Here is a 24,692-nt window from a genome sequence, read left to right as displayed (position 1 = left end):
TGCAAGCAGGGTAACGAGTTTGGCGCGACCACCGGTCGCCGTCGTCGTACCGGCTGGCTGGATGCGGTTGCCGTGCGTCGTGCAGTGCAGATCAACTCCCTGTCTGGCTTCTGCCTGACCAAGCTGGACGTACTGGACGGCCTGAAAGAAGTGAAAATCTGCGTCGGCTACCGTATGCCAGATGGCCGCGAAGTGACCACCACTCCGCTGGCTGCTGACGACTGGGAAGGCATTGAGCCAATCTACGAAACCATGCCGGGCTGGTCTGAGACCACCTTCGGTGTGAAAGAGCGTAGCGGCCTGCCGCAGGCGGCGCTGGATTACATCAAGCGCATTGAAGAACTGACCGAAGTGCCGATCGATATTATTTCTACCGGCCCGGACCGTACTGAAACGATGATTCTGCGCGATCCGTTCGACGCATAATCTTCGTGACTGCTGGCCTGCGGGGAGACCCGTAGGCCGGATAAGCGTAGCGCCATCCGGCGACCGCTCCTGGATCTCCGCTTTTTCGCCCCGTCTGTCAAATAAATTAGCCGCTAACTATCTGGCTGGTTTATCATCATTAATGAATATCTCTGCGGTTTGTCCGCGATTTCCCTTTTTCCTGAGGTTGATGTGCAGTTAACAAGTTTCACCGATTACGGCTTACGTGCGCTGATTTACATGGCGTCGTTACCCGAGGGGAAGATGACCAGTATCTCTGAAGTTACAGAGGTCTACGGCGTATCCCGTAATCATATGGTCAAAATAATCAATCAACTTAGTCGTGCCGGATACGTTGCTGCCGTCCGCGGGAAGAATGGTGGGATCCGTCTCGGTAAACCGGCACAGAGTATTCGTGTTGGCGATGTGGTACGTGAACTGGAGCCGCTGTCTCTGGTGAACTGCAGCAGCGAGTTCTGCCACATCACGCCCGCTTGCCGCCTGAAACAGGCGCTTTCTAAGGCCGTGCAAAGTTTTCTCATGGAACTGGATAACTACACGCTGGCCGATTTGGTTGAAGAGAATCAACCGCTTTATAAATTATTGCTGGTGGAATGAAGAAAATTTCCACCGGAGCTGACAACGGAGGAACCGACATGTCACACGATCCTTTCCAGGAACGCGAAGCCGAAAAATACGCGAATCCTATCCCCAGCCGCGAGTTCATCATTGAACACTTAACAAAACGCGAAAAACCCGCCAATCGTGAAGAACTTGCCGTTGAATTAAATATTGAAGGTGAAGAGCAGATTGAAGCCCTTCGCCGCCGCCTGCGCGCGATGGAGCGCGACGGGCAACTGGTCTTTACCCGCCGCCAGTGCTACGCGCTGCCGGAACGCCTCGATCTGCTGAAAGGGACCGTCATTGGTCACCGCGATGGCTTCGGCTTCCTGCGCGTGGAAGGCCGTAAAGACGATCTGTATCTCTCATCTGAACAGATGAAAATGTGCATCCACGGCGACCAGATCCTGGCGCAGCCGCTGGGCGCCGACCGTAAAGGTCGCCGCGAAGCGCGCGTCGTGCGCGTTCTGGTGCCAAAAACCAGCCAGATTGTCGGCCGCTACTTTACCGACGCGGGCGTAGGGTTCGTGGTGCCGGACGACAGCCGTCTGAGCTTCGACATTCTGATCCCACCTGAAGAGGTGATGGGCGCCCGCATGGGCTTTGTGGTGGTGGTGGAACTCACCCAGCGCCTAACCCGTCGCACCAAAGCGGTAGGTAAAATTGTTGAAGTGCTTGGCGATAACATGGGCACCGGCATGGCCGTTGATATGGCGCTGCGCACCCACGAAATTCCATACATCTGGCCGAAAGCGGTTGAAGAACAGATCGAAAGCCTGCGTGAAGAAGTGCCGGAAGAATCCAAAGTGGGCCGCGTGGATCTCCGCTCCCTGCCGCTGGTCACGATCGACGGTGAAGACGCCCGTGACTTCGATGACGCCGTCTACTGCGAGAAAAAACGCGGTGGCGGCTGGCGTCTGTGGGTCGCTATTGCAGACGTAAGCTACTATGTTCGTCCGCACACTCCGCTGGATAACGAAGCGCGCAGCCGCGGTACCTCGGTCTACTTCCCGTCGCAGGTTGTACCGATGCTGCCGGAAGTGCTCTCTAACGGCCTGTGCTCCCTGAACCCGCAGGTTGACCGCCTCTGTATGGTTTGCGAGATGACCATCTCCACCAAAGGGCGCTTAACCGGCTACAAATTCTACGAAGCGGTGATGAGCTCACACGCGCGTCTGACCTATACCAAGGTCTGGCATATGCTGCAGGGCGACCAGGATCTGCGCGAACAGTACGCGCCGCTGGTCAAACACATCGAAGAGCTGCATAACCTCTACAAAACGCTGGATCAGGCGCGCGAAGAGCGCGGCGGGATCTCGTTTGAGAGTGAAGAAGCGAAATTTATCTTCAATGCCGAGCGCCGCATTGAGCGTATCGAACAGACCCAGCGTAATGATGCGCACAAGCTGATCGAAGAATGTATGATTCTGGCGAATATCTCGGCGGCACGCTTCGTTGAGAAAGCCAAAGAGCCTGCGCTGTTCCGTATCCACGATAAACCGTCGACGGAAGCCATCACCGCGTTCCGCTCCGTACTGGCCGAGCTCGGTCTGGAATTGCCGGGCGGCAATAAGCCAGAGCCGCGCGATTACGCCGAGCTGCTGGAATCCATTAGCGATCGTCCTGATGCAGAAATGCTGCAGACAATGCTGCTGCGCTCGATGAAGCAGGCGATTTACGATCCGGAAAACCGCGGTCACTTCGGCCTGGCGCTGCAGTCTTACGCCCACTTTACGTCGCCGATCCGTCGTTACCCTGACCTCTCTCTGCACCGTGCGATCAAGTATCTGCTGGCGCAGGAGCAGGGCCATAAAGGGAACACCACTGAAACCGGTGGCTACCACTATTCGATGGAAGAGATGCTGCAGCTGGGTCAGCACTGCTCTATGACCGAACGCCGTGCTGATGAAGCTACCCGCGACGTGGCGGACTGGCTGAAGTGTGACTTTATGCTGGACCAGGTCGGTAACGTCTTCAAAGGTGTGATTGCCAGCGTGACCGGCTTTGGCTTCTTCGTTCGTCTGGACGAGCTGTTTATCGACGGTCTGGTGCACGTCTCCAGCCTGGATAACGACTACTACCGCTTTGACCAGGTCGGCCAGCGCCTGATTGGCGAATCTGGCGGCCAGACCTATCGTCTGGGTGACCGTGTGGAAGTGAAGGTTGAGGCCGTGAATATGGACGACCGTAAAATCGACTTCAGCCTGATCTCCAGCGAGCGCGCCCCGCGTAACGTCGGTAAAACCGAACGCGAAAGAGCGAAAAAAGGCGGAAACGGCAAAACGAGCGGCAAGCGCCGTCAGGCCGGTAAGAAGGTGAACTTCGAGCCGGACAGCGCGTTCCGCGGTGAGAAGAAGCAGAAGCCGAAGGCGGCGAAGAAAGAAGCCCGTTCAGCGAAGAAACCTTCCGCGAAGACACAGAAAATAGCGGCTGCCACCAAAGCGAAGCGCGCGGCCAAGAAAAAGCAGGCGGAGTAAAATCTCCCCTCATCCTGACCCTCTCCCCAACGGGGGGAGGGGAAATAGTTATTACGAGAACCATCAATGAGTGAAATGATTTACGGCATCCACGCGGTGCAGGCCCTTCTCGAGCGCGCACCGGAGCGTTTTCAGGAAGTGTTTATTCTGAAAGGGCGTGAAGATAAGCGTCTGATGCCGCTGATCCATGCCCTGGAAGCGCAGGGTGTGGTGATCCAGCTGGCGAACCGCCAGTTCCTGGATGAAAAAAGTGAAGGCGCGGTTCACCAGGGGATCATTGCCCGCGTGAAGCCGGGCCGTCAGTATCAGGAAAACGATCTGCCGGATCTGATTGCCGAGCTGGAGAATCCGTTCTTCCTGATCCTCGATGGCGTAACCGATCCGCACAACCTCGGCGCGTGCCTGCGCAGCGCGGATGCGGCGGGCGTGCATGCGGTGATCGTGCCGAAAGATCGCTCCGCGCAGCTGAACGCGACGGCGAAGAAGGTAGCCTGCGGCGCGGCGGAAAACGTTCCGCTGATCCGCGTGACCAACCTGGCGCGCACCATGCGTCTGCTGCAGGAAGAGAACATCTGGATCGTCGGGACTGCCGGTGAAGCAGATCATACCCTGTATCAGAGCAAAATGACCGGCCGTCTGGCGCTGGTGATGGGGGCGGAAGGCGAAGGCATGCGTCGTTTGACCCGCGAGCACTGCGACGAGCTGATCAGTATCCCGATGGCAGGCAGCGTGTCCTCCCTGAACGTGTCTGTTGCGACGGGTATTTGCCTGTTTGAAGCGGTGCGTCAGCGTAGCTGATTTTCGCCCGGTGGCGCTTCGCTTACCGGGCCTACGGTTTTGTAGGCCGGGTAAGGCGAAGCCGCCACCCGGCAAAACAACCTCACTCCTCTAACGACCGCAAATGGTCATCCTTCCTCAGAGTCATCAGCGCGAAAATACTCACCACCGCCGTTGCCATCACGTAATACGCCGGAATATCCAGGTTACCCGTCTGCTTAATCAGCCCGGTAATGATTAACCCTGCGCATCCCGAGAAAATCGCGTTCGATAACGAGTAGGCCAGCCCCAGCCCGGTATAGCGTACGCGCGTCGGGAACATCTCAGAGAGCATCGCCGGGCCCGGCCCCGCCAGCATGCCCACCAGACCGCCCGCAATCAGTACCACAACAGCCTTCACCGCCAGCGTGCTGGACTCCGCCTGCAGAAGTTTCAGCAACGGCAGGGCGAGGATCAGCAGCAGCGCGGTGGCGATAATCATCACCGTGCGACGCCCGATCCTATCGCTCAGGATCCCCGACGGAATAATGGTTAGCGCAAACCCAACGTTCGAAATCACCGCGATCAGCAGCGCCTGGTTAAACCCGGTGTGTAGCGCCGACTGGAGATAGGTCGGCATAATCACCAGGTAAGTGTAACCCGCCGCAGACCAGACCATTACGCGGCCAATCCCCATCACGATGGCCCGGAGCGTGGCGGCAGTATCCGCCTTAGCGACAACCGGTTTGTCCTGCTGCTGCACAAAGCTGGGTGTCTCCTCCATGCTGACGCGAAGCCACAGCGCAACAGCGCCCATGGGCAGCGCCAGGAAGAAAGGAATGCGCCAGCCCCAGTCGTGCAGGGCTTCAGGCGTGAGGAGGGCGGAGAGCAGCGCCACGATGCCTGCGCCCGCTAACAAGCCCAGCGCCACGGTAAAGGACTGCCACGCGCCATAGAGCCCACGCTTGCCGCGCGGGGCGAACTCCGTCATCAGCGAGACCGCACCGCCGTACTCGCCGCCCGCGAACAGCCCCTGCAGGATGCGCAGCAGCGTAATAATGAGCGGCGCGGCAATCCCGATGCTGGCATAGACCGGCACAACGCCGATGGCGGCGGTAGCGAGCGTCATCAGCACCAGCACGATGATTAGCGTCGGCTTACGGCCAATCCGGTCGCCGATGCGGCCAAACACCACCGCACCCAGCGGGCGGAAGAAGAAGGCGATGGCAAACGAGGCGTAGGTGAGGATCAGGCTGGTCAGCCCCGCCTCTCCTTCAAGCTGGAAGAAGTTTTTCGCAATGACGGTCGCCAGAAAACCGTAGACCGCAAACTCATACCACTCGATAAAGTTACCAATGGAGCCTGCAATTAATGCTCGCTTGTGCGCATCCGGTTGCATAACGATCCTCACTGAAAAGGGTAAGAATAAATTATTCAACAAAAGCGAAGCCATGAAATAGTTTATTCTTATGTTCTGTGAGCTATTTCACGAATGATATCAGCGGGATCGTGAACGTGTGACTCCCCTCCCATGCAGCGTGCGCGCGGTCTGTCCATACTTATCGTCATTGCCACTGAAGGAGGGAGACAGCATGCACTGGCAGACCCATACCGTTTTCAATCAACCTGCACCGCTTTCCAACAGCAACCTTTTCCTCTCGGACTGCGCCCTGCGCGATGCGGTCGCGCGTGAAGGGGCCGAGTGGGATGTTGAGCTGCTCGCCAGCATCGGGCAGCAGTTAGGTACCGCAGAGTCGCTGGAGCTGGGCAGGCTGGCGAACGTGAATCCGCCGGAGTTGCTTCGCTATGACGCCACCGGAGAGCGACTGGACGACGTGCGTTTTCACCCGGCATGGCACCTGCTGATGCAGGGGCTGTGTGCCAATCGGGTACATAACCTGGCATGGGAAGAGGAGGCGCGTAAAGGGTCGTTTGTCGCGCGGGCCGCACGCTTTGTGCTTCATGCTCAGGTTGAGGCAGGCACGCTTTGTCCCGTCACCATGACGTTTGCCGCGACACCGCTCCTGCAGCAGGCGCTCCCCAGACTCTTTCACGACTGGCTGACGCCGCTGCTCAGCGATCGCTACGATCCGCATCTTGCGCCTGGCGCACAAAAGCGCGGCCTGCTGATTGGTATGGGGATGACGGAAAAGCAGGGCGGCTCGGACGTGCTGAGCAACACCACCAAAGCGGAAAAATGCGGTGATGGCAGCTACCGGCTGGTGGGACACAAATGGTTTTTCTCCGTCCCGCAAAGCGATGCGCATCTCGTGCTGGCGCAGGCGAAGGGCGGGTTGTCCTGCTTTTTTGTGCCGCGCTTTTTGCCTGATGGACAGCGCAACGCCGTCCGGCTGGAGCGCCTTAAGGACAAGCTCGGGAATCGCTCCAACGCCAGCAGCGAGGTGGAGTTTCTTGATGCCTCCGGCTGGCTGCTGGGGGAAGAGGGCGAAGGGGTACGGCAGATCCTCAAAATGGGCGGTCTGACGCGCTTTGACTGCGCGCTGGGCAGCCACGGACTCATGCGTCGGGCGCTGTCCGTGGCGCTGTACCATGCGCATCAGCGCCAGACCTTCGGCAAAAATCTTATCGATCAGCCGCTCATGCGCGACGTGCTAAGCCGGATGGCGCTGGTGCTGGAGGGGCAAACGGCGCTGCTGTTCCGCCTGGCGCGGGCGTGGGATAAACGCACCGATCCGCACGAGGCTGCCTGGGCACGGCTGTTTACCCCGGCAGCGAAATTTAGCGTGTGCAAAGCGGGCATCCCGTTTGTGGCTGAAGCGATGGAGGTGCTGGGCGGAGTCGGGTACTGCGAGGAGAGCGAACTTCCCCGCCTGTACCGAGAGATGCCGGTGAACAGCATCTGGGAAGGGGCCGGTAACATCATGTGCCTGGACGTGCTGCGCGTGCTGGCGAAGCAGCCGGGTATTCACGATCTGCTTGCCGATGAGTTTGCACAGGTAAAAGGGCAGGACAGACACTTCGACCGCAGCTGGCGACAGCTTCAGCAAAAACTGCGTAAACCGCAGGAGGCGCAGGGACGGGAAATTGCGCAGCAGCTTTTCCTGCTGGGTGCCGGGAGCGAAATGCTGCGGCACGCGTCGCCTCCGGTGGCGCAGGCGTGGTGCCGCATGATGCTGGATACCCGTGGCGGCACGCTGATGAGCGAGCAGGTGCAAAGTGACCTGCTGCTGCGTGCGACGGGCAGAGTCGGTTAGCCTTTTAGCTGGAACAGGCTCACCAACTGAGCCAGATGTGATCCCTTCTCGCGCAGCGTTTGAGCCGTTTGTTCGCTGCGTGAGATACGATCGGCATTAATATGCGACGCTTCGCCAATGTGGGTCATGGCGAGGTTAACCTGGCCAATCCCTGCGGACTGCTCGCGTGAGGCATGGTTAATCTCGGTGACCAGCTGACTGATGTTATCGATATGAATGATGATGTCATCCATCGCCAGGCGGGTCTTTTCAGACAGCGCATGGCCCTCACTCACTTTTCTGAGCGTATCGCCAATCAGCTGTTCAATCTCCTTCACCGCGTTAGCGCTGCGTCCCGCCAGGGCACGAACTTCCTGCGCGACTACCGCAAACCCTTTTCCGTGCTCACCGGCGCGGGCCGCTTCCACTGCCGCATTCAGCGCCAGAATATTGGTCTGGAAAGCGATGGATTCGATCACGCGCGTGATGTCTTCTATGCGTTTTGACGCTTCGCGAATATCGTCCATGGTCGATACCGCGTGGGTGACCGTCTCACCGCCCTGATGGACCGCGAGCGAGGTTTCACCGACCAGCTGCTGCGTTTGCTCCATGTTGGCGGCATTTTGCTGCACGGTGGCGGCCAGCTGCTCCATGCTGGCGGAGGTCTCTTCCACGCTGCTCGCCTGCTTGTTGATCTGCTCTGAAATCTCGCCGGTGTCGGCGGCCAGCGCGTTGGTGCCCAAATGGATCTCGCCAGCGGCCTCGCGGACCTGCAGGACAATTTTTTGCAGGCCCCCGCCGATGCCGTTGATGGCGTCGATCAGCTGGCCGACTTCGTCCTGGCGCGTCACGGGCAGGCTGGAACGGAGATCCCCTGCGGCATATTGCCGGGCAAGATGGATCACATTGCGCAGCGGGCGGGTCAGCACGCGGCGAATAAGAATCACGAACAGGCCAGCAAACAGGATGGATAAGACCACGCCGGCCAGCAGGAAGCGATCGCGCATGGCGGTAACGCTTGAGAGCAGCACCGATTTATCCACTTCGCCGACGATAGTCCAGTTCCAGCCTGGCAGCGGGGTATAGGCCATTTTCAGCGTGCGGCCGTCGTCGCTTACGCGTTCCAGCGTGCCGGGCTTGTCACTCAAAAGCTGTTGCTGCGTCGCGCCGTCCCACTTCGGCAGCTGTCCCTCTTCACCGGCATGGAACAGGTATTGCCCGCGCGTTTTGCCGTTGCTGCGATCCAGCACGAAGAAGTGACCGCTCTCGCCCAGGCGGCGGGTGAGGATTTTCTCGCGCATGACGTTCCAGGAATGCGTAATGTCCACGCCAACAAAGACGATCGCAATGACCTGGCCATCGGCGTTTTTAACCGGCTGATACTGGGTGATATAGCGTTTGCCAAACAGCAGCGCCAGGCCACGGTAGACTTCCCCTCTGTTGACGGCGGCAAAGGCCGGGCTGGCGGTATCCAGCACGGTGCCCATCGCCCGCTCGCCGTTCTCTTTGCGCAGGGAGGTGGCGACGCGAACAAAGTCGTTACCGCTGCGTACAAACAGCGTGGAGATTGCTCCCGTACGGCTCAGAAAGTCATCGGAAAAAGAGGTATTTTCATGGAGTTCAGCGTCTCCCCCTTTCAGTAGGGGAACGGTGAGCCCGTTAATGGTCCGGGGCTGCTGAGTATCGACGCTAAAAGGCTGGGGCAGAAATGTCGTAAACAGTTTGGTGTAGCTTTCGACTTCTTCGCTCAGGCTGGTATTAAACATCTGCACCATGTCGACCATGCCTGTGGACTGATTATGCAGATCTTCGACGGCGAGGGCTTCAAGCTGCTGGCTGGCTTTTTGACTGAGCAGAAAAGTGAAAAGCAGAAACAGCGTGGCGACACTGATGCCCGTAAGCAGCGACAGCTTTGCCCCCAGGCCTGCACGGCGAAAAACGTTGATCATAAATTGCTCATCATTGAAAAGGTATGGTTCTTCAACGGCAGAGCGGGGATTACGTTTACTGAATTAATGTAACAAAATGTTATTTTCTTGTTATTGATTGGTTTTTCATAAGATAAAAAATTTGCAAAAACGAAAAGCCACTAAAAATAAGTGGCTTTTATCAGGAGGGATATTACACGTAAAGAATGGCCTGTACTCGCCAGTGGTCGATGTGGTGATCTTCCTGCATCTGGATGATGCGATACCATGAAGCACCCTGCTCATCGGCCTTTAATGCCACAACGCGTTCTACGTCCTGCGGGCTTCCCGAGATATTATTCACGGATATCTGGCCAATTTCATTCAGGCCAGTCACACAGTCAGCACTGGCGAATTCTGCTGACTGCGCGGTGGTGCTCACCAGGCCTGCTGAGAGCAACAGAGAGGTCAAAGCAAGAGTTCGTTTCATCGTCAGCTCCATTTCACATATCTCCGGTATCCGCCGGGCAATCCTTCGCGAATAAACTCCTTTCCATTGACGCGGGCATGGAGTTTATTGTGGACAGGAAAATGTCTATGGACGCAAAGCAGTGTAAATCTCGTTCAAAGGAAAACCATTATTTACGGTACAAAATTGCCTGTGAATACCACTGTCCCGTTATGATGGTTTCGTCGATCATAATGATGACGTAATAATCTGCTTTGGCGGCGACGGCCTGTGCTTTTATTGCCGCTTCTGCGTCATCGGGGGAGCCGCGTACCAGCGCGGAAATCGTGCCCATTCGTTGTAATCCTTCCGTCTGATTACGACGAATCTCCTGTGGATGATCGGCGACCGGTGGAGCGGGTTGCGGCGTTCCCTGCAGCGCGCTACAGCCACTGAGCAGAAACACCAGCACTAAAGCAGCAAACCTGCGCATAACCATATCTCGTTTCCTGATAGCCATAGTGTAGTTGTCTGTGAATTTAGTTTTGGGGGAATGTTCCCGAAGTGTTATCTGGGACGTATATTTCGAATGAAAATGACGTGAAAGCGTAACCCAGTTCTCAACATTATGAATCATACATTCGCACAGGGTCGACAATGATTGAAATTGAAATACGCCACCTCGGCGACCATGAAATTTTACACGCGATGCCTGCGGGTAAACGTGATAAACCGCTGCCTGTTGTGGTTTTTTATCACGGGTTTACCTCATCGAAGCTGGTTTACAGTTATTTTGCCGTTACGCTGGCGCAGGCGGGTTTTCGCGTGGTGATGCCGGATGCGCCTGACCACGGCGCTCGCTTTACGGGCAATGAACAGGCGCGGCTTGGGCAGTTCTGGCACATTCTGCACGGGAGTCTGACCGAGTTTGCCGGGGTGCGCGATGCGCTTTATGAGGCCGGCCTGGTTGCCGACAATCGTCTGGCTGTCGCCGGGGCGTCGATGGGCGGTATGACGGCGCTGGGGATTATGACGCATCATCCGGAAGTGAAGTCGGTCGCCTGCCTGATGGGCTCGGGCTATTTTACGTCGCTGGCGAAGACGCTCTTTCCCCCTAAGGAATTAGCGGAAATCACCGCGACGCTCGAAGAGTGGGATGTGTCCCGGTCATTGCCGCGCGTGGCCGATCGCCCACTGCTGCTATGGCACGGTGATGCAGATGATGTGGTCCCGCCCGAGGGAACCTTCCGTCTGCAGCAGGCGTTAATAAATGCAGGCCTGGACGGTAATCTGACCTGCCTGTGGGAACCTGGCGTCCGCCACCGCATCACGCCAACGGCGCTGGACGCCACGGTGGCATTTTTCCGCCAGCACCTTTAAATGCGCAGCACCTTAACTCCCGATCTTCCAGTTTCTGGAGGATCTCAGGGGGTCTTTTACCGATGGTATTCCGGAGCCTTTCTCAAAAAAAAGCCCCCGGGCAGGGGGCAACGTCAACTATGGCTATGTTCTCGTTGTTGGCTTTCCTGGTGCTAGCGTTAAAGCGTTATCGGTAAATATCTGCACTGGCGTGCATGTTGCCGTTGCTGCCGGGCTCACGGGTTAACATCACGTGGTAATAGGTTGCGCCCTGCGCATCGGTTTCTTCGTTTAGGGCCTGATCTGCTTCACTTTCCGTGGCGAAATTATGATTGATGTAAATTACGCCCAAGCTTTGCACATCATCCATGTTTCTGGCCTGTCGGCTGTCTATCTTGATGGCTGCCATCGCGTTTGCACTGAGCAAAAGCGCCGCCATTATGGCTAGTGCGATTTTTTTCATGATATGCGCTCCACGACTACGTGCTGCGAGAGGGGGGATGCTCCTTCTTTAATTCAGGCGATCTCTGATTAAAGTGTAATCACTCATCCGGCGGGGATGCGTGACCATTTCTGATGCAGTTGTTCAAAAAAACAACGCTTCCGGGTGTGACCAATTTTAAATCACCTACTTAGACCCGCTTCGCGCTTTGTGCGAATTATTTGTGCAATCAGCTTGAGTTTCCAGGGGCGCGCAAGTATTATGACGCGTCAATTTTTCAGCCGACCTTTAACACGTTCCTTGCCTCCCCGGGCCTCGGCTGACCCAGACAGGAGGCTGAATAATCCGTAAGGAGCAATTCGATGCGTCATTACGAAATCGTTTTTATGGTCCATCCTGACCAGAGCGAACAGGTTCCGGGTATGATCGAGCGTTACTCTGCTGCCATCACTGGTGCAGAAGGTACGATCCACCGTCTGGAAGACTGGGGCCGCCGTCAGCTGGCTTACCCGATCAACAAACTGCACAAAGCACACTACGTTCTGATGAACGTTGAAGCGCCGCAGGAAGTGATCGATGAGCTGGAAACTACCTTCCGCTTCAACGATGCCGTTATCCGCAGCATGGTTATGCGTACCAAAAACGCAGTTACCGAAGCATCTCCGATGGTTAAAGCGAAAGACGAGCGCCGTGAGCGTCGCGATGATTTCGCAAACGAAACCGCAGATGATTCTGATGCTGGGGATTCTGAAGAGTAATTTCTGATGACCAACCGTCTGGCGTTGTCCGGCATCGTATGCAGGGCTCCCCTTCGAAAGGTCAGTCCATCAGGAATTCCGCATTGCCAGTTCGTGCTTGAGCATCGTTCTGTGCAAGAGGAAGCCGGGTTTCACCGGCAGGCGTGGTGCCAAATGCCCGTTATTATTAGCGGACACGAAAACCAGGCCATTACTCACAGTTTAACGGTCGGTAGCGCAGTAATCGTTCAGGGGTTCATCTCTTGCCACAAGGCAAAGAACGGCCTGAGCAAAATGGTTCTGCATGCCGAGCAGATTGATTTGATAGATTCTGGAGACTAGCCATATGGCACGTTATTTCCGTCGTCGCAAGTTCTGCCGTTTCACCGCGGAAGGCGTTCAAGAGATCGACTATAAAGATATCGCAACGCTGAAAAACTACATCACCGAAAGCGGTAAGATTGTCCCAAGCCGTATCACCGGTACTCGTGCAAAATACCAGCGTCAGCTGGCTCGCGCTATCAAACGCGCTCGCTACCTGTCCCTGCTGCCGTACACTGATCGTCATCAGTAATCGGGCACGGTCCATTAATACGACTTTAAGAGGATAAGGTAATGCAAGTTATTCTGCTTGATAAAGTAGCAAACCTGGGCAGCCTGGGTGATCAGGTTAACGTTAAAGCGGGTTACGCACGTAACTTCCTGGTTCCACAGGGTAAAGCTGTTCCAGCTACCAAGAAAAACGTAGAGTTTTTCGAAGCACGTCGCGCTGAACTGGAAGCCAAACTGGCTGACGTTCTGGCGGCTGCTAACGCTCGCGCTGAAGCAATCAACGCACTGGGCACCGTTACCATCGCGTCTAAATCTGGCGACGAAGGTAAACTGTTCGGTTCCATCGGTACCCGCGATATCGCTGATGCAGTAACTGCTGCAGGCGTTAAAGTGGCTAAGAGCGAAGTTCGTCTGCCGAACGGCGTTCTGCGTACCACTGGTGAGCACGAAGTTGACTTCCAGGTTCACAGCGAAGTGTTCGCTAAACTGGTTGTTAACGTTGTAGCTGAGTAATTTTTTACTCTGCTCACGTTGAAACGCCGGCCTTGTGCCGGCGTTTTGCTTTTTACAGCTCCGGGCCCTTAACGCGCCCTGATAAAACTGCCGTCTGGCTGGCGGGTAAACAGCACCTGTTGTCCGTTTCCTGTATCAATCGTTAATCCTGTCACCACACCGCTGGCATTCTGACGAACCTGCACCATCTGTCCATTCTGCAGGTTACTGAGCGGCTTACCTGCACCTTCCACCTTCGCCATGGCATACACGTCGGTTGGCGGCAGGTTATGGTCGCGGAACAGCTGTGCCAGGGTTTTGCCCGGCTCCACGCGATAGGAACGCCACTGTTGCTCGATGCCGGTAGGCTGTTGCGTCTGAGGCTGAGACGGGGCGGCGGCTTGATCCTGTGGTTGTTCATCCTGAATGGGCTCTGGCTCAACCGGTGCAACCTGACCCGGATCGTTAGACGGGGTGACAAGCTGCGTTTGCATCGGCTGTGCATCAGGCTGCGGTCGCGTCTGCGACTGAATGTCCAGTTGAGCATTGCGGGTAACGGGTGCGGTATCGACATCATCGCTCCCGGAAGGAAGCAGGAAGCCCACGATCACCATCAGCGCGCCAATGATGATCCCTCTGCGATGCAGAGGAGGCAGCGGGTCCATGATGCGAAAATTGTCCGGCGCCTGCCAGATTTTCGCCAGGGTAGGTTTCAGTTCAAATCGCCCGGGCATGGCACTCCTCCTGCTCCGCGTCTTTTTTATCCTGTGTTCCGAAGTATAGTTTGCTAACTGCCTGAACGGCGTAGCAAACCCGACATCCGTGACATCAGTTCGGGATTAATCCTGGTTATCTCTATTGTTTCTGTTTCGTCGCGGTTTGTCACCTTAACTTCAGACAAAGTTTTACCCATAAGGGCATGGCTGATATGCTGCCCGCTACTTTAAATGTGATGGAAGGAAAACCCATGACCACCCCGACTTTTGACACTATCGAAGCGCAGGCAAGTTACGGTATCGGCTTGCAGGTAGGACAGCAGCTGAGCGAATCCGGCCTGGAAGGTCTGTTACCAGAAGCGCTGGTGGCGGGTATCGCTGACGCACTGGAAGGCAAACAGCCTGCCGTTCCGGTTGACGTTGTGCACCGTGCGCTGCGTGAAATCCACGAACGTGCTGACGCCGTGCGTCGCGCACGCTTTGAAGAGATGGCCGCCGAAGGTGTGAAATATCTGGAAGAGAACCGTGAGCGTGAAGGCGTGAACAGCACCGAGTCTGGTCTGCAGTTCCGCGTGATCAATCAGGGTGACGGCGCAATCCCGGCGCGTACCGACCACGTTCGCGTACACTACACCGGTAAGCTGATCGACGGTACCGTGTTCGACAGCTCCGTGGCGCGCGGCGAACCGGCTGAGTTCCCGGTGAACGGCGTTATCGCAGGCTGGATTGAAGCGCTGACCCTGATGCCAGTCGGTTCCAAATGGGAACTGACTATTCCGCATAACCTGGCCTACGGCGAGCGCGGCGCTGGTGCGTCCATCCCGCCATTCAGCACCCTGGTCTTTGAAGTCGAGCTGCTGGAAATTCTGTAATCGACTTTTCTTATTTCCTCTCTCCGGTTGGGGAGAGGAAAATAGTGTAAAAACCTATAGTTATGGTGCAATCAACATTTTATCTTGCAAACGAAACTGTTGCGTGTATTTTTGTGAGCTGTTTCGCGCTGCATGAGTGATATGACACTCACTTTCAACATATTATTAACATAATATCTAAATCATAGTATTCATCCCGCCGATTCTTACCTAATATCGATTAGCCCTTACAAGGGAACGTCATCTTTTGACGTATTTAAAGGCCAGAAGAGTCTTAACAACACAGACAGGCATAAACAGGAAAATATCACATGGTAGATCAGGTTAAAGTCGTCGCCGACGAAGGGGCGTCGTCTGAACAGTCGCTACGACGCAATCTCACAAACCGTCATATTCAGCTCATTGCCATCGGGGGTGCCATCGGTACCGGGCTGTTTATGGGGTCAGGCAAAACTATTAGTCTCGCCGGGCCGTCAATCATATTCGTTTATATGATTATCGGTTTTATGCTGTTCTTCGTGATGCGTGCAATGGGTGAACTGCTGCTCTCGAACCTCGAATACAAATCCTTTAGCGACTTCGCTTCTGACCTGCTCGGGCCGTGGGCGGGCTATTTCACCGGCTGGACCTACTGGTTCTGCTGGGTTGTCACCGGTATGGCGGACGTCGTGGCGATTACCGCCTACGCGCAGTTCTGGTTCCCGGGTCTGTCGGACTGGGTCGCCTCGCTGGCGGTTATTGTTCTGCTGCTGAGCCTGAACCTCGCCACCGTTAAAATGTTCGGTGAGATGGAGTTCTGGTTCGCGATGATCAAAATCGTGGCGATTGTCGGGCTTATCGTTGTGGGTCTGGTGATGGTGCTCACCCACTTCCAGTCACCAACGGGCGTTCAGGCATCGTTTACCCATCTGTGGAATGACGGCGGCTGGTTCCCGAAAGGCATCAGCGGCTTCTTTGCCGGATTCCAGATCGCGGTGTTCGCGTTTGTGGGCATTGAGCTGGTGGGCACGACCGCTGCGGAAACCAAAGATCCCGAGAAGTCTCTCCCGCGCGCGATAAACTCTATTCCGCTGCGTATCATCATGTTCTACGTCTTCGCGCTGATCGTCATTATGTCCGTGACGCCATGGAGCTCGGTGGTGCCAAGCAAGAGCCCGTTCGTTGAGCTGTTCGTGCTGGTAGGCCTGCCTGCTGCCGCGAGCCTGATTAACTTCGTGGTGCTGACCTCTGCGGCATCTTCCGCGAACAGCGGCGTGTTCTCCACCAGCCGTATGCTGTTTGGCCTGGCGCAGGAAGGCGTGGCGCCGAGCGCGTTCGCCAAGCTCTCTAAGCGTGCCGTACCGGCAAAAGGGCTGACCTTCTCCTGCATGTGCCTGCTGGGCGGCGTGGTGATGCTCTACGTGAACCCAAGCGTGATTGGCGCGTTCACCATGATCACCACAGTCTCAGCGATCCTGTTTATGTTCGTCTGGACCATCATCCTCTGTTCATATCTGGTGTACCGCAAGCAGCGCCCACATCTGCATGAGAAATCGATCTACAAGATGCCGCTGGGCAAGCTGATGTGCTGGGTGTGCATGGCGTTCTTCGTCTTCGTGCTGGTTCTGCTGACGCTGGAAGATGATACCCGTCAGGCACTCATCGTCACGCCGCTGTGGTTTATCGCGCTGGGGCTGGGCTGGGTGTTTATCGGTAAGAAACGTATGGCAGGCGTACGGTAAAAGCAAAACGGCAACTTCGGTTGCCGTTTTTAGTTTTTGCACCCTCTCCCGTGGCAGAGGGGCGGGGTGGGGGCATCAGGCCGCAGCGGCCTTTTTTATTCCCCCGCTAATGCCCGCGGGAACAGAACGTTGTTCTCGAGACTGATGTGTTCCATCAGGTCGTCAATCATCTCGTTAATGCCGTTGTACATCGCTTTCCACGTTGTGCACGCTTCTGGCGGCGGCGTAACGTTGTGGGTGGTGTGTTTGATCACTTCCAGCAGTTCGCCCGCGTCATCATGCTCGCTTTCCATCACGTTGATGGGCCCCATCGCCTGGCTTCCCATACCCTGTTTAATCATCGGGAAGAGGATCTGCTCTTCCTTCATCATGTGGCTTGAAAGCTCTTCGTGCAGCAGGGTCAGGTACTTTGCCAGACCGCGCGGTACGGAAGGTTTGTCGGCATGGACGCGCTCGACTTTGGTCGCCTGAAGAATCAGTTCCGGCAGTTGCTCACGGTGACGGTCATGATAACGCACGATGATATGGTCGATGATTTCCGCGAGCGGAGCGGTTCGCCAGTCTTTGTCGACGGGCTGCTCGGCCAGCTGCGCCAGCTCTGCTTCAATAACCTCAACGTCCAGCTCTTTGCGTGAGGCCGCCCGCTCCAGTGTTTGCTTACCGCCGCAGCAGTAGTCCATATCGTATTTACGGAACAGCGCAGAAGCGCGAGGAATGGAGAGCGCCAGCTCGCCAAGGGGTTGGTCGCGAAAGGCCATAGCAGTTACCTCGTCATCAATAATATAAAGTGCATATTAAATGCATCTTTAGGCCAGCGCTATAACCCTTTAGAGGGAAGGGGTAAAGTGAGATGTGGATCACAAAAAAATCCCACTTTTAACTCTCTGAATGGGCTCAGGAAAGTGGTTTCGAAACTTTTTAAAGGTGGAGGAACAGTAAACAACCCGCCGCGCCTGCCGATATATCCACGTCAGACAAACCTGCATAAAACAAAGGCAACGCATGTTTAAACGTATAAAAGTCATTACCCTTCTGATTTCGGTGCTGCTTGTGCTCGGCATCATGCAAGTGATTTCCGCCGGTATCTTTATCAACGCCCTGAATAACGATAAAGACAACTTCACCGTGTCGCAGCTCTCCAGCAAGAACGTGGCGGAGTTTACCGATGCGTGGATCAGTCTGAACCAGGCTCGCGTCACCCTGAACCGCGGGATGCTGCGCCTGCAAAGCAGCATGGCCTCTCAAATTAACGGCGGTCAGCTGAATGAGCTGGTGACCACGGCGAAAAATCTGCTGACTGAAGCGCAGGTTCATTACGATAAATACTATGCCCTGCCGAACACGCCAGGCCTGGATGAGAACCTGACCAACCAACTCGAAGAGCAGTACCGCATTTACTCTGCAACGCTGACGCAAATGAACGTTCTGCTGAGCCAGGGCAATCTGGAAGATATGTTCAAGCAGAATGCCGAACAGAAACAAAACGCGATGCAGACGGTTTATCGTGAATGGCGCGAAGCGCAGGCAATGCTTACCGATAAAGGCATCCAGGACAATGAAAGCGACTACAAGCGCATCCTGTGGATCCTTTCTGCGGTTATGCTGCTGGTGATTGTGGTGATTATCTCCAGCTGGATCGCCATGCGCCGCGTGCTGCTGCTGCCTCTTGAAGAGGTGATTAACCATATTCGCGCCATTGCGGCAGGCGATCTCACCCAGCCGATTCAGGCAGACGGTAATAATGAAATGGCCATCCTGGCGCGCAACGTGCAGGAGATGCAAACTTCGCTGGCAAACACCGTGGGCGTGGTGCGTGAAGGCGCAGATACCATTTACACCGGTGCAGGCGAAATCTCCGCTGGCAGTAACGACCTCTCTTCCCGCACCGAGCAGCAGGCTGCGTCTCTGGAAGAGACGGCAGCCAGCATGGAGCAGCTGACGGCGACCGTGAAGCAGAACGCCGATAACGCGCGTCAGGCTTCCCGTCTGGCACTGGATGCCTCCTCAACGGCGAAGAAGGGTGGTAACGTGGTTGAAGGCGTCGTGCGGACGATGGACGAAATCGCCACCAGCTCCAGCAAAATTGCGCAAATTACTAACGTGATCGACGGCATTGCTTTCCAGACGAATATCCTGGCGTTGAACGCGGCGGTGGAAGCCGCGCGTGCGGGCGAGCAGGGCCGTGGTTTTGCGGTTGTGGCAGGCGAAGTGCGTACTCTTGCCCAGCGTAGCGCCCAGGCGGCGAAAGAGATTAAAGCGCTGATCGACGATTCCGGTGAACGCGTGAACGCGGGCTCTCTGCTGGTTAACGAAGCCGGGGAGACGATGGCAGAAATCGTCAATGCGGTCACCCGCGTCACCGACATCATGGGCGAAATTGCATCGGCCTCTGACGAGCAGAGCCGTGGTATCGACCAGGTGGGTCAGGCGGTAGCCGAGATGGACCGCGTGACCCAGCAGAACGCCTCGCTGGTGGAGGAGTCTGCGGCCGCGGCGGCGGCGCTGGAAGATCAGGCTGCACGCCTGAACGAAGCGGTGGCGGTGTTCAAAATTACCCGCAACCAGGCGGTAAAAGCGGCGCCGGTAAAAACCTATGTGCCAAAAGCGCAGCCTGTCGCGGCGGCGTCTGAAGGGAACTGGGAAACGTTTTAAGGGCTTGCCCGGTGGCGGCTACGCCTTACCGGGCCTACGGTTTTGTAGGCCCTGCAAGCGCAGCGCCGCCGGGCAATGCTCACATCTCCGATGCCGGAACAACCCTCGGTTTTTCCGGCTTCGCTCTCACCGCCATCACTACCCCCACCACCAACAGCACGATCCCACAGGTCGTGAACAGCGGCGGTACGCTCTGGCGCATCAGAAAGGTATAAAGCAGTCCGGCCAGGGTTTCGAAGACAATCAGCGGCCCTAATATCACCGTCGGCAGCTTCTGGCTGGCAATATTCCAGCACAGCGCGCCCACCCATGAACACAGCACGGCGATCGCAACCATCAGCCCAATAAATACCCACGGTCTTGGCCCGAAGGGCTGGGCGAAGTCCGGCTGCTGATGGCCCAGCCAGAGGCATGCGCCGAGATATCCCACGACGGATACGGGCAACGTGACCAGAGCCTGCGCCGTCGCCCACATCATCGGATGTTTGTCCGGATTCTCCCGCAGCCAGCGCGCGTTGCGCAGGGCATACCATGCCCAGCACGCCACGGAAATGAACGCCAGCACAATGCCAGAACCGTAACGCCACAGGTCAACATCCGCCTGCCCATGACGCAGCTCGGCAATATTGACGCATACCAACCCCAGGGCGGTGCATATCAGCGCCGGCGCCATTTTAGACCACGCCAGTTTGCCATCGCGCTGGCTGTAGAGCAGGTTAGCAAAGACGGGGATGACGACCGGCAGCGTGCCGATAATCATGGTTGATACCGGCGCACCGGTACGCTGAATGGCACTCGCCAGGCAAACGTAATAGAGAAGATTGCCCATCATGGTCAGCGCCAGCGCGGTGGCCCAGTCCTGACGGCTGAGCTGACGCAAGCGCGCGCGTCCCAGCCACGCCAGAGGCAGGGCAATCAGCCCCAGAGCCAGATAACGTCCGGTCGACTGCAATATTGCCGGATACTCGGGCACGATCAGCGGGCCGACGAAAATCAGCCCCCACATCATCCCGGCCAGCAGGGCATACAACACTCCACTAATCATTTTTCCATCCACAGGTATTTACGCTGTATGCAGTGTAGGAGGGGAAAATACGCGCGTATTGTATGAGATTGCGCATTAGCGCCGGATGACCTGCTTCTGGTAGCGCACGGGCGTAATGCCGTAGCGGCGGGTAAACGCGCGGGTGAGATGCGACTGATCGGTCAGCCCGGTTGCGGCGGCGACCTCTGCGGCGGGCATGCCGTGCGTGAGGAATGCTTTGGCGCGCCAGAGGCGAATGGCCATCAGCATCTGATGTGGCGTCACGTGAAAATGGGCTTTAAACTGGCGCTGAAAATGATACGGGCTGAGTGAAACGACGCTGGCCAACTCGTCCAGCGTCAGGGGGTGCATGTAGTTTTCGTGCAGGTACTCGCGTACGCGTTCGAAGCGGTGCGCGCCCTCCTGAATCACCGGCGCGTGATGGGCCAGAGGCTGGAAGGTCTCAATCAGATCCAGCAGTAATCCTTTTTGCGCAAGCGGATCGTCCGTGTGCCACAGGCCGTAAATCAGCCTGCCGATTTGCTGTGAGCGCAACGGGTCATGGCGGGTCACGTCGCTAAACCACCAGTGCCTGAGGCCGGTCACCTCTTCAAGCAGATCGGGTTCGATATAGACCATCCGGTAGCGCCAGCCGCCCTCGGTGGCGGATTCACCGGTGTGGATCTCGTCCGGGTTCATGGTGACGACGGATTTTTCCGCCGCGAGATGCTGGGTACCGCGATAGCGAAAGCGTTCGGCACCGGTTTCAATCGTGCCGATCCCGAAGGCTTCATGGGTGTGAGGCTCAAAGGCGTAGTCAGAAATGTGCGCGTGATACAGTTCCAGTCCCGGCAGCTGCGCCAGATGGCGAAAGCGCGCGCTGTCTCTTTCATCATTAAACTGTTCTGGTACGCCTTGCACGTTGAACCTCCTCATGGTCATTTTTTCATTATCAGAGATGACCGGAGTTTATGCACTAAACATCTTTGCCCGGACGGTCTTACGGTAATCCCCCGGTGAAACCGTGGTTTTATGCTTAAACTGGCGATTAAAGTGCGCAATATCCTGATATCCCACCGCATTCGCGATCTCCTGAATGCACAGATTGGTGGATTGTAGCATTGTCATGGCGGATTCAATTCTGGCGGTTAATAAATACTGCAGGGGGGACATGTCGGTGGCATTTTTAAAGCGACGGTTGAAGTTGCGCAAACTCATGCCAGCCATAGCGGCAAGATTCTGCATGGATATATCCGAGGCACAGTTGGCTTTTATCCAGGTTTGAATTTGAACAATATCTTCATCCGGGTGGGGTTTGTTTTCTTCACTGTAACACTGGCGATCAAACTGACTACGAATTTCATGGAAAAATGTTCGTTGTGTATGCGTGGCTACACGTTTCCCGTATATCGTTTCGATAAAATGAATAGTCAGATCTGACAGGGCCTTAACGCTGGCGGCACAGTAAATATTATCGGCCTGCGTGAGAAAATGTTTGGTTTGTAATTTTACGCTGGGGTAGTCGCGCGAGAATTGTTTGAAGTAGTGCCAGTGGGTGGTGGCGGGCTTTCCGTTGAGCAATCCCGACTCCGCCAGAAAACAGCAGCCCGTTCCGACAGCGGCGATACGGGTTCCTCGCGCAGCCTGCTCGGTCAACCATTTCAGAAGTTCAGGCTGTTGTCTGACCACTGCTCGAGGGTTGCGCCACAGGGCAGGAAGATAGATAACGTCATAGTGCCTGTCTGCGGCAAGCGTGGTATCGGCGGTAATGCTAAACCCACTTTGCGTCAGGATAGGCTCGTTATTTATGCCAATAGTATGAACTTTCAGTATATTCTCCGGACGACAGAGCCTGAACGTAGATGTCTCCGTTTTGTGCTTGTCTGCGTGGGATGTTGTTTTTTGCTCGGCTAAATAGCTGCTGGCTGCGGCTTTCCACATTTCAATCGGCAGACTGAGACCGGAACTTAGCATGCGTTCACATAACACAAATCCAATTTGTGTATTTGTCATTTTCGATTAATACCTGTTTTGACTATTATTTTTGGTGACTCATAGTTGCCCTGGCCAAAAAAGTCAGCATTTTGGCTGGATTTTCATATTAGCTTTTGTCGGTAATTTGTAAACTAATATCTGAAATTATCGAACTTGCACAAAATAAGTCTACGACCACTACAGGATGAATTATGGTGAAATTACCCGTAATAACGGCTTTCGGCGGCTATAGTCCAGCTGGTCGTAGTTCTTTTCATCATGCATTTCGCCGAATGATTATTGATTCATTATCGGAAGAGGAAAGGCAGGAGACGTTATTATCGTTAGCTATTCTGATGGGCGTGCTTAAATATGATGAAGGTGGGTATTGCGACATTTCAGGTAAAAGATTTACGCCCGCTCAGGCTGCCGCGCAGATAAAAGACGAGACGCTGGAAGGAACCCTTATCAGAATAATTACGCGCGACTATTTTGATGTCGATGCTATCACCAGCCATGCAAAATTGAATATGGTTTCTGGCGAAGAAGGATTCAGCTTTAATATCTCAGCCAGACAATTACCGCATCCCTTACCGGCGGGATGGCAGGTTGAGGAATTACCGGATCGGCGCGTGCGTATTACCGTTCAGGGAGAGATGGACTGTAAAATTGAGGCGTTGTTGCGCACGGAGGTTCAGGCTGCAGGTTTGCTGCCGCAGGGATTCCGGCCGGGTGACCATTACAATTCGCAGTTCCATCCGCGGGCGCTACAAATGGCGATTGTCGGGGCATCGGACGCCATCAACGCTCTGGGGATCCCGTGGCGCGAGATACAGGCAGCGATCGCGCCGGATCAGCTCGGGGTCTATTCGGGCAATATCATGGGACAGCTCGACGATTATGGCTTTGGCGGTATGCTCCAGTCGCGCCTGAAAGGCCAGCGCGTCAGCGCCAAACAGTGTCCGCTGGGCCTGAACAGCATGTGCGCTGATTTCCTCAATGCGTATGTGCTGGGTAGCGTTGGCCATACCAGCGCCACGCTGGGGGCGTGCGCCACGTTTCTGTATAACCTCAATGCGGCAGTCGAAGATATAAAAGCGGAACGCATTCGCGTGGCCGTTGTGGGCAGCGCCGAAGCGCCGGTCACCTCCGAAGCGATTGAAGGATTCGACGCCATGGGCGCCCTGGCAACGGAGAGCAAGCTTAAGCATATTGATGAAACGGAAACGCCCGACTGGCGCAGCAGCAGCCGTCCTTTTGGCAACAGCTGTGGTTTTGTGATCGCAGAATCCAGCCAGTATGTCGTGTTAATGGACGACGAGCTGGCGCTGCAGCTTGGGGCAGAGATCCATGGTTCGGTGGGGAATGTCTTTATCAACGCTGACGGCTTTAAGCGTTCTATTGCGTCACCAGGGCCGGGGAACTACATCACCATGGCGAAAGCCGTGGCTTCGGCAGTGTCGATGGTCGGAATGGAAGCGGTGCAAAAGGGATCGTTTATTCAGGCGCACGGTTCAAGCACGCCGAAGAATTGCGTCTCCGAAGCGGATATTTTTGACCGCGTTGCGCAAGCCTTTGCGATCCGCGACTGGCCGGTGACGGCGGTGAAATCGTATCTCGGTCACTCCCTGGGACCCGCCAGCGGCGACCAGCTCATCAGCTGCCTCGGCGTCTTCCGCTATGGCATTTTGCCGGGAATTAAAAGCGTAACCCAGATCGCGCCGCAGGTGAATAACGCACGCTTATCCATTCCTCTTCAGGACTACAAATTAGAGGAAGGCCAGGGACAAATTGCCTTTATTAATTCAAAAGGCTTTGGCGGTAATAATGCCACGGGGGTGGTTTACTCGGCAAAGCTTACCCATCAATGGTTGCGCAAACGCTACGTGGACGCGGTATTTGCGGATTATCAGCAGCGTAACCGCGAGGTGCGACATCAGGCGAACGCGTACGACGAGTCGGCTTCGCAGGGTGAACTCAACGTTATTTATCTGTTTGGCCAGCAGGGGATAAATGAGGAAGATATTAAGATTGCCAGGGATGGCATCACCATTCCCGGATTTGAAAAACCGATAATGTACGCGACGGAAAAAGAATACCCGGACTTTTAATCGTTATATCTGTTTTTATTATTAATCAATATGTGTGGGCCGGGTAAGGGAAATCACCCGGCCGCAGGAAAGAACGGTGACACCGTTAAGGAAGGTGCGAACAAGTTCCTGATATGAGATCATCATATTCATCCGGAGCGCATCCCAGAGGGACATCATGAGCCATCAACTCACCTTCGCCGATAGTGAATTCAGCACTAAGCGCCGTCAG

The 24,692-nt window shown here is 55.6% G+C and carries 24 protein-coding genes; 14 read left to right on the top strand and 10 right to left on the bottom strand.

From position 1 onward, the window contains the following. The 4 genes from ACWYRJ_RS15635 to rlmB form a co-directional block, all read left to right on the top strand. Window positions 1-426, top strand: a 426-nt coding sequence (locus ACWYRJ_RS15635) for an adenylosuccinate synthetase (protein WP_455508224.1), incomplete at its 5' end; no start/stop codon positions are given. Between the two features lie 192 nt (window positions 427-618). Next, the gene (gene nsrR / locus ACWYRJ_RS15630) at window positions 619-1,044 is read left to right on the top strand and encodes a nitric oxide-sensing transcriptional repressor NsrR (RefSeq protein ID WP_111965420.1); all 426 of its coding nucleotides are present in this window, start codon (window positions 619-621) and stop codon (window positions 1,042-1,044) included. A 38-nt stretch (window positions 1,045-1,082) separates the two neighbouring features. Next, window positions 1,083-3,524 (top strand): ribonuclease R, encoded by a 2,442-nt coding sequence (rnr, locus tag ACWYRJ_RS15625; protein ID WP_455508223.1) that lies wholly within the window; start codon window positions 1,083-1,085, stop codon window positions 3,522-3,524. A 66-nt stretch (window positions 3,525-3,590) separates the two neighbouring features. Then, a complete protein-coding gene (gene rlmB / locus ACWYRJ_RS15620) occupies window positions 3,591-4,322 on the top strand; it encodes a 23S rRNA (guanosine(2251)-2'-O)-methyltransferase RlmB (protein WP_047364106.1) in 732 nt (243 codons plus the stop codon). An 82-nt stretch (window positions 4,323-4,404) separates the two neighbouring features. Here the strand turns inward: rlmB and ACWYRJ_RS15615 are convergent, their stop codons facing one another. Next, window positions 4,405-5,679: an MFS transporter gene (locus tag ACWYRJ_RS15615; protein WP_249576646.1), complete on the bottom strand. Its 1,275-nt coding sequence runs from the start codon at window positions 5,677-5,679 to the stop codon at window positions 4,405-4,407. A 193-nt stretch (window positions 5,680-5,872) separates the two neighbouring features. On the opposite strand from ACWYRJ_RS15615, the gene ACWYRJ_RS15610 reads away from it, so the two are divergent. Then, a complete protein-coding gene (locus ACWYRJ_RS15610; protein WP_455508222.1) occupies window positions 5,873-7,495 on the top strand; it encodes an isovaleryl-CoA dehydrogenase in 1,623 nt (540 codons plus the stop codon). Here the strand turns inward: ACWYRJ_RS15610 and ACWYRJ_RS15605 are convergent. From ACWYRJ_RS15605 to bsmA, 3 genes are all read right to left on the bottom strand, one after another. Beyond that, window positions 7,492-9,423, bottom strand: a complete 1,932-nt coding sequence (locus ACWYRJ_RS15605; RefSeq protein WP_111965387.1) for a methyl-accepting chemotaxis protein — start codon at window positions 9,421-9,423, stop codon at window positions 7,492-7,494. The genes ACWYRJ_RS15610 and ACWYRJ_RS15605 overlap by 4 nt on opposite strands. Before the next feature lie 172 nt (window positions 9,424-9,595). Next, window positions 9,596-9,883, bottom strand: coding sequence for a DUF1471 family protease activator YjfN (yjfN, locus tag ACWYRJ_RS15600; protein ID WP_111965386.1), 288 nt, complete (start codon window positions 9,881-9,883; stop codon window positions 9,596-9,598). A gap of 136 nt (window positions 9,884-10,019) precedes the next feature. Further along, window positions 10,020-10,349, bottom strand: a complete 330-nt coding sequence (gene bsmA / locus ACWYRJ_RS15595; RefSeq protein ID WP_111965385.1) for a biofilm peroxide resistance protein BsmA — start codon at window positions 10,347-10,349, stop codon at window positions 10,020-10,022. 137 nt (window positions 10,350-10,486) lie between these two features. Here bsmA and yjfP point away from each other — a divergent pair, with 137 nt between their 5' ends. Continuing rightward, window positions 10,487-11,209: an esterase gene (yjfP, locus tag ACWYRJ_RS15590; RefSeq protein WP_455508221.1), complete on the top strand. Its 723-nt coding sequence runs from the start codon at window positions 10,487-10,489 to the stop codon at window positions 11,207-11,209. Between the two features lie 166 nt (window positions 11,210-11,375). Here yjfP and yjfY read toward each other — a convergent pair whose 3' ends face one another. After that, the gene (gene yjfY / locus ACWYRJ_RS15585) at window positions 11,376-11,651 is read right to left on the bottom strand and encodes a DUF1471 family protein YjfY (protein WP_010427445.1); all 276 of its coding nucleotides are present in this window, start codon (window positions 11,649-11,651) and stop codon (window positions 11,376-11,378) included. A gap of 341 nt (window positions 11,652-11,992) precedes the next feature. Here yjfY and rpsF point away from each other — a divergent pair, with 341 nt between their 5' ends. From rpsF to rplI, 4 genes are read left to right on the top strand one after another with little or no spacing between them, the layout of a single operon-like run. Beyond that, the gene (rpsF, locus tag ACWYRJ_RS15580; protein ID WP_014068637.1) at window positions 11,993-12,388 is read left to right on the top strand and encodes a 30S ribosomal protein S6; all 396 of its coding nucleotides are present in this window, start codon (window positions 11,993-11,995) and stop codon (window positions 12,386-12,388) included. Window positions 12,389-12,394: 6 nt separating this feature from the next. Continuing rightward, on the top strand, window positions 12,395-12,709 hold the full coding sequence (gene priB / locus ACWYRJ_RS15575; RefSeq protein ID WP_008502895.1) for a primosomal replication protein N: 315 nt from the start codon (window positions 12,395-12,397) through the stop codon (window positions 12,707-12,709). Between the two features lie 4 nt (window positions 12,710-12,713). After that, window positions 12,714-12,941: a 30S ribosomal protein S18 gene (gene rpsR / locus ACWYRJ_RS15570; protein ID WP_000135199.1), complete on the top strand. Its 228-nt coding sequence runs from the start codon at window positions 12,714-12,716 to the stop codon at window positions 12,939-12,941. 41 nt (window positions 12,942-12,982) lie between these two features. Next, window positions 12,983-13,432 carry a 50S ribosomal protein L9 gene (rplI, locus tag ACWYRJ_RS15565; RefSeq protein ID WP_024907318.1) on the top strand — a complete coding sequence of 150 codons (450 nt, stop codon included), beginning with the start codon at window positions 12,983-12,985 and terminating at the stop codon, window positions 13,430-13,432. A gap of 68 nt (window positions 13,433-13,500) precedes the next feature. Here the strand turns inward: rplI and ACWYRJ_RS15560 are convergent, their stop codons facing one another. Then, entirely contained in the window at window positions 13,501-14,145 is a 645-nt protein-coding gene (locus tag ACWYRJ_RS15560) for an OapA family protein (RefSeq protein WP_133293634.1), read from the bottom strand. A 233-nt stretch (window positions 14,146-14,378) separates the two neighbouring features. On the opposite strand from ACWYRJ_RS15560, the gene fklB reads away from it, so the two are divergent. Together fklB and cycA are read left to right on the top strand one after the other, a co-directional pair. Continuing rightward, window positions 14,379-14,999: an FKBP-type peptidyl-prolyl cis-trans isomerase gene (gene fklB / locus ACWYRJ_RS15555; RefSeq protein WP_008502892.1), complete on the top strand. Its 621-nt coding sequence runs from the start codon at window positions 14,379-14,381 to the stop codon at window positions 14,997-14,999. 311 nt (window positions 15,000-15,310) lie between these two features. Further along, window positions 15,311-16,720 (top strand): D-serine/D-alanine/glycine transporter, encoded by a 1,410-nt coding sequence (cycA, locus tag ACWYRJ_RS15550; protein ID WP_302235576.1) that lies wholly within the window; start codon window positions 15,311-15,313, stop codon window positions 16,718-16,720. 95 nt (window positions 16,721-16,815) lie between these two features. Here the strand turns inward: cycA and ytfE are convergent, their stop codons facing one another. Next, complete coding sequence (gene ytfE, locus ACWYRJ_RS15545; RefSeq protein WP_111965381.1) at window positions 16,816-17,478, bottom strand: iron-sulfur cluster repair protein YtfE; 663 nt, start codon at window positions 17,476-17,478, stop codon at window positions 16,816-16,818. Window positions 17,479-17,722: 244 nt separating this feature from the next. On the opposite strand from ytfE, the gene ACWYRJ_RS15540 reads away from it, so the two are divergent. Further along, window positions 17,723-19,372 carry a methyl-accepting chemotaxis protein gene (locus ACWYRJ_RS15540; RefSeq protein ID WP_149367313.1) on the top strand — a complete coding sequence of 550 codons (1,650 nt, stop codon included), beginning with the start codon at window positions 17,723-17,725 and terminating at the stop codon, window positions 19,370-19,372. Between the two features lie 79 nt (window positions 19,373-19,451). Here ACWYRJ_RS15540 and ACWYRJ_RS15535 read toward each other — a convergent pair whose 3' ends face one another. The 3 genes from ACWYRJ_RS15535 to ACWYRJ_RS15525 form a co-directional block, all read right to left on the bottom strand. Beyond that, complete coding sequence (locus tag ACWYRJ_RS15535; RefSeq protein ID WP_111965379.1) at window positions 19,452-20,417, bottom strand: DMT family transporter; 966 nt, start codon at window positions 20,415-20,417, stop codon at window positions 19,452-19,454. A 75-nt stretch (window positions 20,418-20,492) separates the two neighbouring features. Further along, window positions 20,493-21,317, bottom strand: a complete 825-nt coding sequence (locus ACWYRJ_RS15530) for an AraC family transcriptional regulator (protein WP_111965378.1) — start codon at window positions 21,315-21,317, stop codon at window positions 20,493-20,495. Between the two features lie 48 nt (window positions 21,318-21,365). Further along, the gene (locus ACWYRJ_RS15525) at window positions 21,366-22,409 is read right to left on the bottom strand and encodes a GlxA family transcriptional regulator (RefSeq protein ID WP_455508220.1); all 1,044 of its coding nucleotides are present in this window, start codon (window positions 22,407-22,409) and stop codon (window positions 21,366-21,368) included. A gap of 254 nt (window positions 22,410-22,663) precedes the next feature. Here ACWYRJ_RS15525 and ACWYRJ_RS15520 point away from each other — a divergent pair, with 254 nt between their 5' ends. Then, window positions 22,664-24,481 (top strand): beta-ketoacyl synthase, encoded by a 1,818-nt coding sequence (locus tag ACWYRJ_RS15520; protein WP_455508219.1) that lies wholly within the window; start codon window positions 22,664-22,666, stop codon window positions 24,479-24,481. The last annotated feature ends 211 nt before the right edge of the window (window positions 24,482-24,692 follow it).

The organism is Enterobacter sp., from assembly GCF_977039595.1.
This window is presented reverse-complemented; position numbering and strand designations above follow the sequence as displayed.